Origin of the sequence: Flavobacterium algoris, assembly GCF_048158525.1 — a bacterium.
In the GTDB taxonomy this organism is placed as follows: Bacteria; Bacteroidota; Bacteroidia; order Flavobacteriales; family Flavobacteriaceae; genus Flavobacterium; species Flavobacterium algoris.
In genome coordinates, this window is sequence record NZ_JBLNKT010000013.1 from 16,825 (window position 1) to 31,387 (window position 14,563).

At 33.1% G+C, this 14,563-nt stretch carries 10 protein-coding genes; 7 read left to right on the forward strand and 3 right to left on the reverse strand.

The window, feature by feature from the left end:
• The first annotated feature begins 169 nt into the window (after positions 1-169).
• Entirely contained in the window at positions 170-955 is a 786-nt protein-coding gene (locus ACM55I_RS08660) for an NYN domain-containing protein (RefSeq protein WP_039107524.1), read from the forward strand.
• Here ACM55I_RS08660 and ACM55I_RS08665 read toward each other — a convergent pair.
• Positions 952-3,333, reverse strand: a complete 2,382-nt coding sequence (locus tag ACM55I_RS08665) for a hybrid sensor histidine kinase/response regulator (RefSeq protein ID WP_416846368.1) — start codon at positions 3,331-3,333, stop codon at positions 952-954. The genes ACM55I_RS08660 and ACM55I_RS08665 overlap by 4 nt on opposite strands.
• A 184-nt stretch (positions 3,334-3,517) precedes the next feature.
• On the opposite strand from ACM55I_RS08665, the gene ACM55I_RS08670 reads away from it, so the two are divergent.
• From ACM55I_RS08670 to ACM55I_RS08690, 5 genes are all read left to right on the forward strand, one after another.
• Complete coding sequence (locus tag ACM55I_RS08670) at positions 3,518-5,026, forward strand: FMN-binding glutamate synthase family protein (protein WP_416846369.1); 1,509 nt, start codon at positions 3,518-3,520, stop codon at positions 5,024-5,026.
• A gap of 1,044 nt (positions 5,027-6,070) precedes the next feature.
• Positions 6,071-6,649 (forward strand): non-canonical purine NTP diphosphatase, encoded by a 579-nt coding sequence (locus ACM55I_RS08675; RefSeq protein ID WP_416846370.1) that lies wholly within the window; start codon positions 6,071-6,073, stop codon positions 6,647-6,649.
• A gap of 204 nt (positions 6,650-6,853) precedes the next feature.
• A complete protein-coding gene (locus tag ACM55I_RS08680) occupies positions 6,854-8,785 on the forward strand; it encodes a DEAD/DEAH box helicase (RefSeq protein ID WP_416846371.1) in 1,932 nt (643 codons plus the stop codon).
• Between the two features lie 88 nt (positions 8,786-8,873).
• Positions 8,874-9,641 carry a carboxypeptidase-like regulatory domain-containing protein gene (locus ACM55I_RS08685; protein WP_039107515.1) on the forward strand — a complete coding sequence of 256 codons (768 nt, stop codon included), beginning with the start codon at positions 8,874-8,876 and terminating at the stop codon, positions 9,639-9,641.
• A gap of 126 nt (positions 9,642-9,767) precedes the next feature.
• Complete coding sequence (locus tag ACM55I_RS08690; RefSeq protein ID WP_416846372.1) at positions 9,768-10,106, forward strand: DHCW motif cupin fold protein; 339 nt, start codon at positions 9,768-9,770, stop codon at positions 10,104-10,106.
• Between the two features lie 273 nt (positions 10,107-10,379).
• Here the strand turns inward: ACM55I_RS08690 and ACM55I_RS08695 are convergent, their stop codons facing one another.
• Positions 10,380-11,840: an aminoacyl-histidine dipeptidase gene (locus tag ACM55I_RS08695; protein WP_416846373.1), complete on the reverse strand. Its 1,461-nt coding sequence runs from the start codon at positions 11,838-11,840 to the stop codon at positions 10,380-10,382.
• Between the two features lie 110 nt (positions 11,841-11,950).
• Here ACM55I_RS08695 and ACM55I_RS08700 point away from each other — a divergent pair, with 110 nt between their 5' ends.
• The gene (locus tag ACM55I_RS08700; protein WP_416846374.1) at positions 11,951-13,015 is read left to right on the forward strand and encodes a DUF3810 domain-containing protein; all 1,065 of its coding nucleotides are present in this window, start codon (positions 11,951-11,953) and stop codon (positions 13,013-13,015) included.
• 44 nt (positions 13,016-13,059) lie between these two features.
• Here the strand turns inward: ACM55I_RS08700 and ACM55I_RS08705 are convergent, their stop codons facing one another.
• Positions 13,060-14,274, reverse strand: a complete 1,215-nt coding sequence (locus ACM55I_RS08705; RefSeq protein WP_416846375.1) for a 3-oxoacyl-[acyl-carrier-protein] synthase III C-terminal domain-containing protein — start codon at positions 14,272-14,274, stop codon at positions 13,060-13,062.
• Positions 14,275-14,563: the final 289 nt, after the last annotated feature.

Here is a 14,563-nt window from a genome sequence, read left to right on the forward strand (position 1 = left end):
AATGGTATTGAAAGTAAATTTATTTTTCAAGAGCTATTTCCTGCTCTACACTGTATCTTTTGTGCCGAAGAAAAATCGGCACAAAAGGATGCCGTTTCGATCAGGGCTAAAAAGCGTATTCATCAATAAACTTTGTATATTTGAATAAATATTTCAACATTAGAAATTTATGTCCCAAGATACAAAAGAATTAAAACTAGCCGTTCTCATTGATGCTGACAACGTTCCATACAGTAATGTAAAAGGAATGATGGAAGAAATAGCCAAATTTGGAACACCAACCACCAAACGTATTTATGCTGATTGGACCAAACCAAATGCAGGAGGCTGGAAAAGTGTTTTATTGGAACATGCTATCACACCTATCCAACAATACAGTTACACGGTAGGTAAAAATTCTTCGGATTCAGCGATGATTATTGACGCTATGGATTTGTTATATTCGGATAAAGTAGATGGCTTTTGTATTGTTTCCAGTGATTCTGACTTTACACGTTTAGCTATTAGGCTCCGGGAATCTGGGATGAAAGTTATTGGAATTGGGGAACAAAAAACACCCAATTCATTTATTGTAGCCTGTGATCGATTTATTTACATTGAAGTATTGGATGGCGCCATCAAGAAAAAAGCAAAAAAACGTTCGGCTGACACTAAAAAACCTGTGGAGAAACCCGTAGAGAAGCCTGTTGAGAAATCATTAAACAAAATAGATGTAGACACGATAGAACTTATCGAAACTACAATAGAAGATATTTGTGATGATGACGGTTGGGCTTTTCTTGGAGATGTAGGTAATCTTATTGTAAAAAGAAAACCTGAATTTGACCCACGAAATTACGGCTTTGCAAAACTGACACCCATGCTAAAATCCCTTACCGATATTCTTGAAATCGACGAAAGAGAATCCGACAAAAAAGGAATCAAACACGTTTATGTGCGATTGCGTTTCAGTTAAACTAAGTTTTTCACAACCTGAAACAAAACTTCTTTCTTAATTGGTTTCGATAAATAATCATTAATTCCAATTTCCTTAACGCGCTGTTTTGTGGTTTCCATCACATCGGCGGTTACTGCAATAATTGGTATATTACTATTATGTGCTCCGGCTTCACCATTCCTAATGGCAATCGTAGCTTCATAACCATCCATTATTGGCATTTGAAGATCCATTAATATAATATCAAACTGGTTTGTTTTGAAAGCATCCATACATTCCTGTCCATTATTTGCATAAACTACAGTCGTATTCAACCATTTTTTTGTAATCATTTTAATAACCATTTGATTAATGGGATTATCTTCAACCACTAAGATTGATTTACCTCCTAAATCATAAATAATTGGCTCAATTACCACTTCTTTTACTTTTTGTTGTTCAGCCACATCAAAGTCAATTGTAATTTTACAAGTTGTACCCTCATTAACTTTACTATCCATTAAAATAGTTCCGTTTTGCATATCTACAAGAGTTTTTACGATATAAAGCCCTAATCCAAGTCCGCCAAATTTTCGCTTATTATCGATATTATTTTGAGAGAAAGAATCAAAAATACTGTTCATTTTATCTTTGGAAATTCCCACACCAGAATCTGAAACAGTCATTATCAAACTGGCTTTATTGTTTGGTCTCAATTCAGCATCAATACTGAATTTCACAAATCCAGTAGCCGTAAATTTAATGGCATTATTCAAAACATTATTAACCACCTGTACCAATCGGGTCACATCTCCAATTAAAAAATCAGGAATAGTGTCCGATTTTGAAAATTGAAATTCTAACCCTTTATCTTTAGCGATATTAATGGCATTATTCTTTAAATGTTCTAAAACCTGAACTGGATCAAATTGATTATTTTCCAATCTTAATTCCCTTTTTTCAATTTTAGAAAAGTCCAAAATATCATTGACGGAACTCAATAAACTATGGGATGAATACTTTATAATCTGACAATTTTTTCTAATTTTATCATCTTGAACTTCACTAGAAATAGAATCTATTAAATTCATAATGGCATTCAACGGAGTTCGCAATTCATGACTGATATTTGACAAGAAATACGATTTCAAATCATTCATTTCTTCGGAACGAACCAAAGCAAGACGATTGAGTTCATTTTTTTCATTTTTAAGATTTCGGATTAAATTTGACATCGAAAGAGAAAGAAAAATAATCTCTAAACCAGTACCTAATTTAGAACTGTTTTGAGTTAAAAAAGTATTAGGAACCTGACCGAAGTTGTTTAGAATAAACACGCCAAATCCTAGAATTAAAAAGAAAATTCCAATCGTAAATAAAGAGTCTATGGGCTTTTTTTTATAATAAAGATATCCAATGGAACAAATAATTAAAATCAAAAATATTAACGCTAATACATTCACCAACATATAGCAATACAACAATGTAATAGGAAGTAAGATCGCGCAAAACAATAAAACAAATAGTAATGCATAACTAACATTAAACAAGGTATAAAAAGTTTTACTGTGTTGCTTTATTTTTAGAAAAACTTCACTGTATTTACCAGACAAAAAAGCTGCAATTATTGCAAAAAACAACACTGCATGATTTGAAAACCAGCCACCAGAAGGCGTAACAATCTGAAAGAAAAAACCATCTAACGAAAATTGCAACAAACCAACAAAAACAACATACAAACTGTAGTACAAAAATGTTTTTTCTCGTAAGGCAAAAAAGAAAAAGAAGTAAATAATCGCTACAATAACCAAAATCCCATAGAAAATCCCAAATATCAATTGCTCCTTTGAAAGCATTTTGATAAAACTTTCAGAGGAATACAGTTTTATTGGCATTTTTATTACTTCACCATCACTCTTTAGATGTAAAAACAATTTTAAATTGGATTTTGGTGCTATTTCAATTTTAAAAATGGTTTTACGATTATCAAAACTTCGTTTGGAATAAGGAATATTATCGCCACTTATTGATTTAGTTATTTTTCCAGAAACGCCATTAACAGCATACAACTCAACCAAATCAGTTATGGGGCGAGCTGTTTCTAAATAATAGTTTAAAGATAAATTTGTAGGGTTCTCCAGTTCCGTTTTTGACCAAAAATTATTTTTCGTAAAGCCTAAATCATCACTTTCAGTTTTTAACTTTTTAACATTCAGCGAATTGTAATTATTAATCACAAAATGAATATCTAAATTTCTTTGACCGACATCCGTAATTGTAGTAAAATCATATAGGGAAATCTCTTTAGGAATTGCATCATTCCTAAAAACATATTGTGAATAAGTACTTGTAAAAAAAAACAAGAAAAACAATAATTTCAAAGTAATCGAAAATTCAATGCATTTTTTATGACCCATGTTTAATAAATTACAATTAGACAAAAACACTTACGTAAAAAAGAGCTTTTAAGTTTTTTTAACTACTCTTTTTTAATTGTGCTTTTCTATTTTGTGAAATAAAACAATTCCTTTCAAATAATAGTTACAAAAGCACAAAATCTTTAATATTCTTACTAATTTAGTCGTTGAAATAACTTTCATTATGAGACAAAAATTTTTCGTTTTAGGAATTGCTGCATTTATAATTACTTTGGGCATTTACTTATATTTTAAAGTAGGTCTTTTTTTATTGGCCTTTTTATTGATTCTATTGTTGATTGGATTTGCAAACAGCATCCAAACCAAACACGCCATTTTAAGAAATTTTCCTGTTTTAGGTTATTTTAGGTATTTATTTGAAACGATAGCACCCGAAATTCAGCAATATTTTATCGAGCGTTCCACAGATGGAAAACCATTTACAAGAAATCAGCGAACGCTAGCTTATCAAAGAGCCAAAAACATTGATGCAACGACCCCTTTTGGAACACAATTAAATTTAAATCAATCGAGTTATGAGGGAATTAAACATTCAATTTTTCCTGCAAAAGTCAATGAAGAATTACCCCGAGTTCTAGTTGGCGGACCTGATTGTACGCAACCCTATTCGGCTTCGTTATTAAACATTTCGGCTATGAGTTTTGGTTCCTTGAGTCAAAATGCTATTATGGCTTTGAACAAAGGAGCCCTCAAAGGCAAATTCTATCACAATACAGGCGAAGGTGGTTTAACTGAGTTTCATCAACAAGGTGGAGATATCACTTGGCAAATAGGAACAGGATATTTTGGTTGTCGCGATGACAGAGGTGGTTTTGACGGAGGCAAATTTGCTGAAAAAGCAAATTTGCCTGAAGTAAAAATGATTGAAATTAAATTATCACAAGGAGCAAAACCTGGACATGGCGGTGTTTTGCCAGCTGCAAAAAACACAGTAGAAATAGCTAAAATCAGAGGGGTACAACCACATACAACAATACTTTCTCCACCTGGGCATGCTGCATTTTCAGATACAAAAGGGCTAATAGAATTTATTGCAAAATTACGTTTACTCTCTAATGGAAAACCAATTGGTTTTAAATTATGCATTGGCGAAACCAGCGAATTTGAAATGATTTGCCAAGAAATGATTACTCAAAATTGTTTTCCTGATTTCATCACCGTTGATGGTGCCGAAGGTGGAACTGGCGCTGCGCCACTTGAATTTGCGGATGGCGTAGGAATGCCATTTGAACCGGCGCTTATTTTTGTAAATAAAACATTAGTGCGTTTTGGTATTAGAGACAAGATACGCATCATTTGCAGTGGTAAAATAATTTCAGGCTATTCAATTCTAAGAGCTGTTGCGCTTGGTGCTGATATGTGCAATAGTGCACGTGGATTCATGTTTTCTTTGGGATGCATTCAAGCGTTGCGATGCAACAATAACACATGTCCTACAGGAGTTGCAACACAAGACAAAATGTTAATCAAAGGATTGGTTGTAACTGATAAATCAGAACGGGTTTTCCATTTTCATAAAAACACGCTACATGCTGCTAATGAACTCCTAGCTGCTGCTGGCAAAAAAAGTTTTGCCGATGTTGATATCAATATTTTTATGCGTGGCGATGAATTTGCTCATTTATCTGATTTGTATTTTCCAGATAATTTAAAGAATGTAACAAGACACTAAAAAATAATAAACAAAAAAGGAGGGCGTTTATAGCCCTCCAATTGTTGATTCTGATTTACCAATATCTAACTTATACTTTAACTCGTATAGCTGACTATTGAATTATCATATCTTATTACAAGATTGATATACTCAAGTAATTAATCAAAATCACACTCAAAGATACAATTTAATTCAACCATATAATCTACAAATCAGACTTTTAACTAATCGTTAACGTATCAATTTCAATACTAAATTCATAATTCTTAACACATTATTACAGTTAAAATTAGTTTAGTAAATTTTAATAAAAATTGTTTCTGATAAAATTAGATTAGAAAAATAGAAAATTACTATTTTTAGTATTTAGGCATAAAAAAGGAGATCTTATACAGACCTCCTAGTTTAGATTTTGGTTTGTTGTTATCTACTGATACCTTTCGGTAATCGTGACTATCAAATACGCTTCTCTTTGCAGATGGGTATATTTAAAAACAAATCAAAATCATATTCAAAGATAAGGCGAATTTCATTTCAAACAATTCTAAAAAAGTAATTTAACCAATAATTAACGTATTGATTTTTAAAACTTTAAATAACATTCTATTTAGCTCTTTCCTGATAAATAAAAAATATAAAATTCCTAAAAAAATTGGATAAATCCTTAGAAAATTTAATCCCAATACTTCATTGATAGCCACAAAAAAAGGAGGTCTTTTTAAAGGGCCTCCGATTGTAGATTTTGATTTACCATTTATCAACTCATACCGTTCAGCATGAAAAGACTATTTGAATAAGCTTCTCTTTTCAGATGGTTTTACCCAAGTGATTAATCAAAATCACCCTCAAACATACGACTTATGTTAGTTCAAATAATTTAAAAACAACACTTTAACCATTAATTAACGTGTTGTTTTTTAGCCGTTTAATCCATAATATATTTTTTAAATTCCAAATAAAATAGAGATTCCTATGATCCATAAACATTTCGAACTGTTTTGACGGTATTCCAATCAAATAGTTAAAAAAATGTATCTTTGAAGCCTAATTAAAATCAATAAAATGCAACTCGTTTTCGCTTCCAATAACAAAAATAAAATTCTGGAAATACAAAGTATGCTTCCTGATACAATCCAAATTCTGAGTTTAGAAAGCATCGGTTGTCATGAAGAAATTCCTGAAACAGCAGATACTATAGAAGGAAATGCCATTTTAAAAGCTAATTATGTAACCCGCAACTATGGTTATGATTGCTTTGCTGATGATACTGGACTTGAAGTGGATTCTTTAAATGGAGAACCTGGAGTTTTTTCTGCGCGATATGCTGGGGAACAGCGCAATGCTGATCAAAACATGAACAAAGTATTAGAATGTTTATCAGGTAAAAATAATAGAAAGGCGCAATTTAAAACAATCATTGCATTAAATTTAAATGGGAAACAGCATCTTTTTACAGGAATTGCAAGAGGTGAAATTACTTTAGAAAAATCAGGTAATCAAGGATTTGGCTACGATCCTATTTTCAAACCAGAAGAATATCAGGAAACTTTCGCCCAATTATCATTAGACATTAAAAACAAAATTAGTCACAGAGGAAAAGCGACACTCCAGCTAATAGACTTCCTTAAAGCAAATAAATAAACTTTTACAATACAACATTTTTATAACAATATATCCGATTTTGAGTCGTAATTTCACATTGAATTACGAAAGCAAAAACTATAATTTGCAAATTAAAAACATAACTTTCTGATAATCAAATTACAATAAATCATTAAATCTTAAAATAGCATTAGTTTATATGAATTATAAACAGTAATTTTGCACCCTATTTTAAAAATACATATGAATAAATTTGAACAATTAGGATTGAGTGAATCGTTACTGAAGGCGATTTTAGATCTAGGATTTGAAAATCCGACCGAAGTACAGGAGAAAGCGATTCCCCTATTATTGGAAAAAGACACAGATATGGTTGCGTTGGCTCAGACAGGGACAGGGAAAACGGCAGCTTTTGGTTTTCCAGTTATTCAGAAAATTGATGCCAACAACAGAAACACACAAGCATTAATTTTATCTCCAACACGCGAACTTTGTTTGCAGATTACCAACGAAATTAAAAACTACTCTAAATACGAAAAAGGTATTAATGTGGTAGCAGTTTACGGTGGAGCTAGCATTACAGAACAAGCGAGAGACATAAAGAGAGGCGCACAAATTATTGTGGCAACTCCAGGAAGAATGCAAGACATGATTAATAGAGGTTTGGTAAACATATCTCAAATCAACTATTGTATTCTTGACGAAGCTGACGAAATGTTGAACATGGGTTTCTATGAAGATATCGTAAACATTCTTTCTACTACCCCAGACGAAAAAAACACATGGTTATTCTCTGCAACAATGCCTGCTGAAGTAGCACGTATTGGAAAACAATTCATGACGGATCCAATTGAAATTACAGTTGGAGCTAAAAACTCAGGTTCTGCTACAGTTTCTCACGAATTTTACCTTGTAAATGCGCGTGATCGTTACGAAGCTTTGAAACGTTTAGCTGATGCTAATCCAGATATTTTCTCAGTAGTTTTTTGTCGTACCAAAAGAGATACACAAGCCGTTGCTGAAAAATTGGTTGAAGACGGATACAGCGCTGCTGCATTGCACGGAGATTTATCTCAAGCGCAACGTGATGGTGTAATGAAATCTTTTAGAGGAAGACAAATCCAAATGCTTGTAGCTACTGATGTTGCTGCTCGTGGAATTGACGTTGATAGCATTACCCACGTAGTGAATTATCAATTACCTGACGAAATCGAAACGTACAATCACCGTTCAGGTCGTACGGGTCGTGCTGGAAAATTAGGGACCTCTATTGTAATCGTAACTAAAAGCGAATTGCGTAAGATTTCTTCAATTGAAAGAATCATCAAACAAAAATTCGAAGAAAAAACGATTCCTTCTGGAATTGAAATCTGCGAAATCCAATTGTTACACTTAGCTAATAAAATTAAAGATACAGAAGTTGATCATGAAATTGACAACTATCTTCCTGCAATTAACAGCGTACTTGAAGGTTTATCGAAAGAGGAATTAATCAAGAAAATGGTATCGGTTGAATTTAACCGTTTTATCAATTATTACAAGAAAACTAGAGATATTTCTAATCAAGCTTCAGGTTCTGAAAGACGTGAGCGTGATGATAGAGATGGTGCTCCAAGAGAAAATAACAATGGTGGTGCAACAAGATATTTTGTGAACATTGGTTCTAGAGATAACTTTGATTGGATGTCATTGAAAGATTACTTAAAAGAAACATTAGACTTAGGTCGTGATGACGTTTTCAAAGTAGATGTAAAAGAAGGTTTCTCTTTCTTTAACACGGATCCGGAACATACTGATAAAGTAATGGAAGTATTGAACAACGTACAATTAGAAGGACGTAGAATCAATGTTGAAATTTCTAAAAATGATGGTGGCGGAAGACGTGACCATAACGGAAGAAGTTCTGGTGGTGGTTTTGGCGGAGGTCGATCAGGCGAAAGAAGTTCAGCCCCAAGAAGAGAAGGTTCAGGCGGTGGCGGATTTAGAAGTGATAGAAATTCAGCTCCAAGAGAAGGTGGATTTGGCGGAAGAAGCGATTCTAGAAGCGCTGCTCCAAGAAGAGAAGGTGGTTTTTCATCTGACAGACCTAGAACTGAAGGTTCATCTGACAGAGCACCTAGACGTTCAGAAAGCTTTGGTGATTCACCAAGACCAAGAAGACCAAGAAGAGACTAACATCTATTGTTAATTTTCTTATAATTATATACTGGAACTACAAAATATTTAATCCTCTTTTACTACTTTTAAAGTTTTAAATCAGTTTATGAAATATTTTGTAGTTTTCTTTTTTTTAGTACTATCTGCAACCGCTGTCGCACAAGTAACAGAACTCTCCCAAAAAGTCAATGGTATTATTATCAACAACAGCACTAAACAGCCATTGTCTAATGTAAACATCATCAATATCAACAAAGTACGCGGAGCAACTACCGATTCAAGAGGATATTTTGAAATTGATGTACAACCAAACGATACTTTACACTTTACCAGTTTAGGATTTCAATCTTTAAGAGTCCGAGTTACTAATGACTGGATAAAAAATAAAAGCACAAAAATTCAACTTACCGAAAAAGCAATTGCACTAGAGGAAGTAATCATCAGACCTTTTAATTTAACGGGATATCTCGAAGTTGATTCTAAATTAATTCCAACAAAAGAAAACTACCGTTACAGCATTTCAGGATTAACACAAGGGTACGAAGCAGGTGAATATTCTCCAAATGCCTTCGGAAGAGTGCTTGGCTCTATCTTTAATCCAGCGGATATGCTTTATAATTTCTTTGGTAAAAACCCAAAGGAACTCAAAAAGCTAAAAGAAATGAAAAAGGATGACACGGTTCGGAATCTACTCGAATCTAAATTCGACAGAGAAACGATATCGGTACTTCTTGGTGTGGATAAAAATGAATTAGCCGAAATTTTACAACGTTGCAATTACTCCGACGCTTTTATACAAACAGCAAATGATTTACAAATTATGGATGCCATAAGTGGCTGCTATGAAGAATATAAGATTCTGAAGAAAAAATAATATGACGCTTATAGGTTTTTAATCTAAAGATAATTTCAATCCTCAATTACAAAAGTAGTTGGGGATTTTTATTTTAAAATACTTAAATTCGAGTTTTAGCTAAAATTAATTCAATAAACAAAATCTATGTCTAACATACCTTTCCAAGCCATCAATTGGGACAAAATAGAAAGAACAGAACATAAAGGCGAAACAGGAACAGCCTATTGGCAAACCATACAATTAGGAGGGTTACGAATTCGGAAAGTAATTTATTCTGACGGTTATTTAGCCGATCATTGGTGCCAAAAAGGACATATTGTACATTGCCTCAAAGGTAATTTTATTAGCGAAATGGAGAACGGAGAACAGACAAATCTGTCTAAAGGAATGACTTATGTAGTTTCTGATGATTTAAGCTCGCATCGCTCTATTGCCACTAATGGAGTTGAATTATTAATCATCGACGGGGATTTTTTGAAATAATATTTAAAACAAATCAAAAATATTATATACATTTACTTACATCAAAATTAAAAACAAAATTTAAATACCTATAACATGGCAAAAAGTCAAGACGCAAAGAAAACTTTGAAAAAAGAACCTCTCAAAACTGCAAAAGAAAAGAAAGAAGAAAAAAGAGATAAGAAGAACAGTCCTAAAAGAGACTAATTTTTAAAAATTTTCAGTCGCAGTCTCAGTTTTCAGCTACCCTTAATATCATAACTAGGACTGAAAACTGCGACTGAAAACTGAATACTATTTCACCGGAATATTGGCTAAAATTTCCAAAACAAATTTCCAAAATTTCTGAGAAGAGGAAATACTGGCTCTTTCATCCGGAGAATGCGCACCTTGAATCGTAGGTCCAAAAGAAATCATATCCATTTCAGGATAATTAGTTCCCAGAATTCCACATTCTAATCCTGCGTGACAAGCCACAACTTTTGGTTTCTCGTAATTTTGTTTTTCGTAAATAGCAACTAGGACGTCTAGAATTTCCGAGTTTACATTTGGAGTCCAACCCGGATAAGAACCTGAAAGCTCCACTTCACAACCTACTAATTCGAAAGCTGAACGCAAAGAATTAGCCAAATCATATTTAGATGTTTCTACAGAAGAACGAGTCAAACATCCTATTGAAATTTCACCATCTTTTACTATTACTCTGGCAATATTATTAGAAGTTTCTACCAGATTCTCCATATCGGCACTCATGCGATACACGCCGTTGTGCGCTGCGTAAATTGCTCTGATAATTCCTTCCTGAACACCTAAATCCATTACTTTTTTTGGCAAATCGCATTTCACGATTTCGATCGTTAAGTTTGGTTCAGTAGTTTTAAATTCATTTTTGATATCATTGATGATTTCTTGCATATCAAAAATATAAGCTTCATCAAACATTTCGGAAATAATCACTTTAGCAATACTTTCTCTAGGAATAGCGTTACGCAAACTACCACCGTTTATTTCCACCACTTGCAAACCGAAATTTTCAAAAGCATCAAATAACAAGCGGTTCATTATTTTATTGGCATTACCCAAACCTTTATGAATATCCATTCCAGAATGACCGCCATTCAATCCTTTTACGGTAATAATATGCCCTACAGAACCCTCAGGAACTTCTTCTTCGTGGTAACTTCTTGTAGCCGTTACATCGATTCCTCCGGCACAACCAATGTCAACTTCATCGTCTTCTTCTGTGTCCATATTCAAAAGAATCTGACCTTGCAAAATCCCTCCTTTTAAGTTCAAAGCTCCAGTCATTCCAGTTTCTTCGTCAATGGTAAACAAAGCTTCAATAGCAGGATGCGGAATGTCTTTGCTTTCCAGAATTGCCATAATGGCGGCAACACCAAGACCGTTATCAGCACCAAGAGTTGTTCCTCTGGCACGAACCCAGTCTCCATCCACATACATGTCTATCCCTTGTGTATCAAAATCAAAAACGGTATCCGCATTTTTTTGATGCACCATATCCAAATGACCTTGAAGCACAATCGCTTTACGATTTTCCATTCCTGGAGTAGCCGGCTTACGAATAATTACATTCCTGATATCATCTTCAAAAGTTTCCAATCCCAGACTGTTTCCGAAATTTTTCATAAACTCAATCACACGCTCTTCTTTTTTAGAAGGACGAGGTACTGCGTTCAAATCGGCAAACTTATTCCAAAGTGCTTTGGGTTCCAGATTTCTTATTTCTTGGCTCATTTATTTTTGTTTGAAGTTTAACATTTACAAGCCCCAAAGTTACAAAGTTTAAATTCTTTTTCGATACTAATTGATATTGTAATTATCTTTACATCTTCAAAATTCATCCAGTGAAACCAAAATATTTTCTTTCATCCTTTCTTTTAGTCCAAATACTATTTTTGCAGATTATTCCTTTTTTTCCAGAACGGGTGGAGCAATTTTATAGCAATGGTCTGTATCCAATGATTGCTAAATTTTCCAGAATAGTTTTTGGTACAATTCCTTTTTCTGTGGGTGATTTTATTTATTTTATTGTGATTTTCCTTATTTTGATATGGTTTTGGAACAATCGAAAATCCTGGAAACAAGCCTGGAAAAACAACATTTTGTCTATTTTAAGTTTTGTATCCGTTTTTTATTTTTTGTTTCATATTCTTTGGGCATTCAATTATTACCGTCAACCACTTTTTGAGAAAATGACCATAAAAAAAGAGTATTCTGATGCTGATTTATTGACTTTCACCAAGAAACTAATCACGAAAACTAACGAAGTTCAAGCTCAGATCACAAAAAATAATAGTTTAAAAGTGGTATTTCCTTACTCGCAAGAACAGGTTTTTGAAATGAATTTAAATGGTTATAAAAACCTATCCAACCAATACCCCTATTTTACTTATAGTCATTTGAGTACTAAAAAATCGATTCTCAGTCTGCCTTTGGCTTATATGGGTTTTGGTGGCTATTTGAATCCGTTTACTAATGAAGCTCAAGTAAATGACCTTGGACCGATGTATAGTTTTCCTATGACAACCAATCATGAAATGGCACATCAAATGGGTTATGCCAGCGAAAGTGAATGTAATTTTATTGGATTTTTAGCTTCAGTAAAAAATGACAATTTATACTTTCAATATTCTGGATACAGCATGGCTTTGCGCTATTGTTTAAGCAATTGGCAAGTTCGAAATGAAAAAGTATTCAAACAATTGCTTAAAACTGTTCATACGGGAATTTTGAAAAACTATAAAGAAAGTGATACCTTCTGGAAGCAATATGAAACCCCAATTGAAACGGGCTTTCATGCTTTTTATGACAATTTCCTGAAATTAAACCAACAAAAAGACGGTATAGAAGGATACAGTAAATTTGTAAATTTAATGGTGAATTATTATAAAAACGACAATAGGCTATAAACACAAACCGCTTATAGCCTATTTTTTTTAAAATCTTACCTGAATTATATTTTTTCAAGCAACAATCCTGTAGCTGTTAGTCCTGGACCAAATGCCATTGCAACAACTTTTGTTCCTGATTTTATATTTGGATCATTTACAATTTCGTTAAAAATATGTGGTATCGTTGCTGATGACATATTTCCAAGACGACGTAATATTTCATAAGACCAACTAGCCTGATCTTTAGACAATCCAATTGCATCTATAACATAATCAATAATTTTTGGTCCACCAGGATGTATTGCAAAATGCATTTTGGATTTCTCTTTATCTAAGTCAATATCAACTTTCTTGCAAAGTGTCGTTAAAAACGGTTTGATGTTTTTACGAATAAAAACGGGAACGCGTTTAGAGAGTGTCATTAAAAAATTATATTCCCCTAAATCCCAAGACATATCCTCTAATGAATCTGGAATAATTACCTCATGAGAAGCTAAAATTCGCAATCCTTTTTTCTCCGGAAAGGAATCATCCTCCATAAACGATTCTTCATCAAATAAAGAATATCCTATGAATCCATCTGCAAAAAGAGAGCAAATCATGGTATTTGAATTGGAAAATTCAACTAAATTTAAATGAGCCGACAATAATTCAGTGTGAACTACATCAACTCTACCTTTAGTTTCACTAGAGCTTAGCAAACTTCTGCCGGTACGAATTGCTGGAAAAGCACCATAACATCCCATATGGTAGGAATGGGTAACTTGAACCGTTTCCCAATCTCTTTCTATTACGGCTTCTTGCGCAACACTGGGAGAGGAATAACCGGAACAAGTAACATGAATTAGATTTTCCGGGCTTGAAATTGTATTTGAGTAAAATTCATCAAAAACATATCCCATTTTTCTTTTAAACCATTCCATTCGGACCTCGATTTTAGGGCCATAAAGATTTCCTGGCTTCACTTCAAAACCAACAGGAAAATGGTATTCAGAAGGCAAAGTAATATCCATTTCATTTTCAATAAAATTCTCAACCTCTTCAAAAATTAAAATTTGTCTGCTATTTATGCTTTCTGAAGAAACGGAATATTTATCTACATGATCTGATATAGACTCAAAACTTACCGGCTCGACACCATCACTTCCTGAAACATCCGATTGTGGGAGATTTTGAAAATGATAATAGAGAAATTTTGTGTACTGATTGAGCTTTGTTTGGTCTATTAATTTTCCCACCAAAATGGGATGAAAATTGGAAAGGATAACTCTTTTCATTAATTACAACTTTGTTTAAAAACAAAATTAATCCAAATCTCATTCCAAAAATAGTCTCTTAAACACTCCTGATTCTTAATATTTACAAATGACTGACAATCAATTAATTACAAATATTATAATTTTGTTAAAATACTGAAAATCAAATCATTGTAAGAATGACTTTACGTCTAAAAAAAATTGATTATCAGACCTGTAAGAATGATATCACAACTTTAATTTATTGGTTTTAAAGTTTTTATTGTTTATCCCGAAGATCGTATTTTCAAGTTAATTCAAACGTCAATAA

Excerpts from the sequence above, each read along its gene's own strand:
- ACM55I_RS08665 (WP_416846368.1), bottom strand. The coding sequence starts at position 3,333 with ATGGGTCATAAAAAATGCATTGAATTTTCGATTACTTTGAAATTATTG.
- ACM55I_RS08660 (WP_039107524.1), top strand. The coding sequence starts at position 170 with ATGTCCCAAGATACAAAAGAATTAAAACTAGCCGTTCTCATTGATGCT.
- ACM55I_RS08675 (WP_416846370.1), top strand. The coding sequence starts at position 6,071 with ATGCAACTCGTTTTCGCTTCCAATAACAAAAATAAAATTCTGGAAATA.
- ACM55I_RS08695 (WP_416846373.1), bottom strand. The coding sequence starts at position 11,840 with ATGAGCCAAGAAATAAGAAATCTGGAACCCAAAGCACTTTGGAATAAG.
- ACM55I_RS08705 (WP_416846375.1), bottom strand. The coding sequence starts at position 14,274 with ATGAAAAGAGTTATCCTTTCCAATTTTCATCCCATTTTGGTGGGAAAA.
- ACM55I_RS08685 (WP_039107515.1), top strand. The coding sequence starts at position 8,874 with ATGAAATATTTTGTAGTTTTCTTTTTTTTAGTACTATCTGCAACCGCT.
- ACM55I_RS08670 (WP_416846369.1), top strand. The coding sequence starts at position 3,518 with ATGAGACAAAAATTTTTCGTTTTAGGAATTGCTGCATTTATAATTACT.
- ACM55I_RS08680 (WP_416846371.1), top strand. The coding sequence starts at position 6,854 with ATGAATAAATTTGAACAATTAGGATTGAGTGAATCGTTACTGAAGGCG.
- ACM55I_RS08690 (WP_416846372.1), top strand. The coding sequence starts at position 9,768 with ATGTCTAACATACCTTTCCAAGCCATCAATTGGGACAAAATAGAAAGA.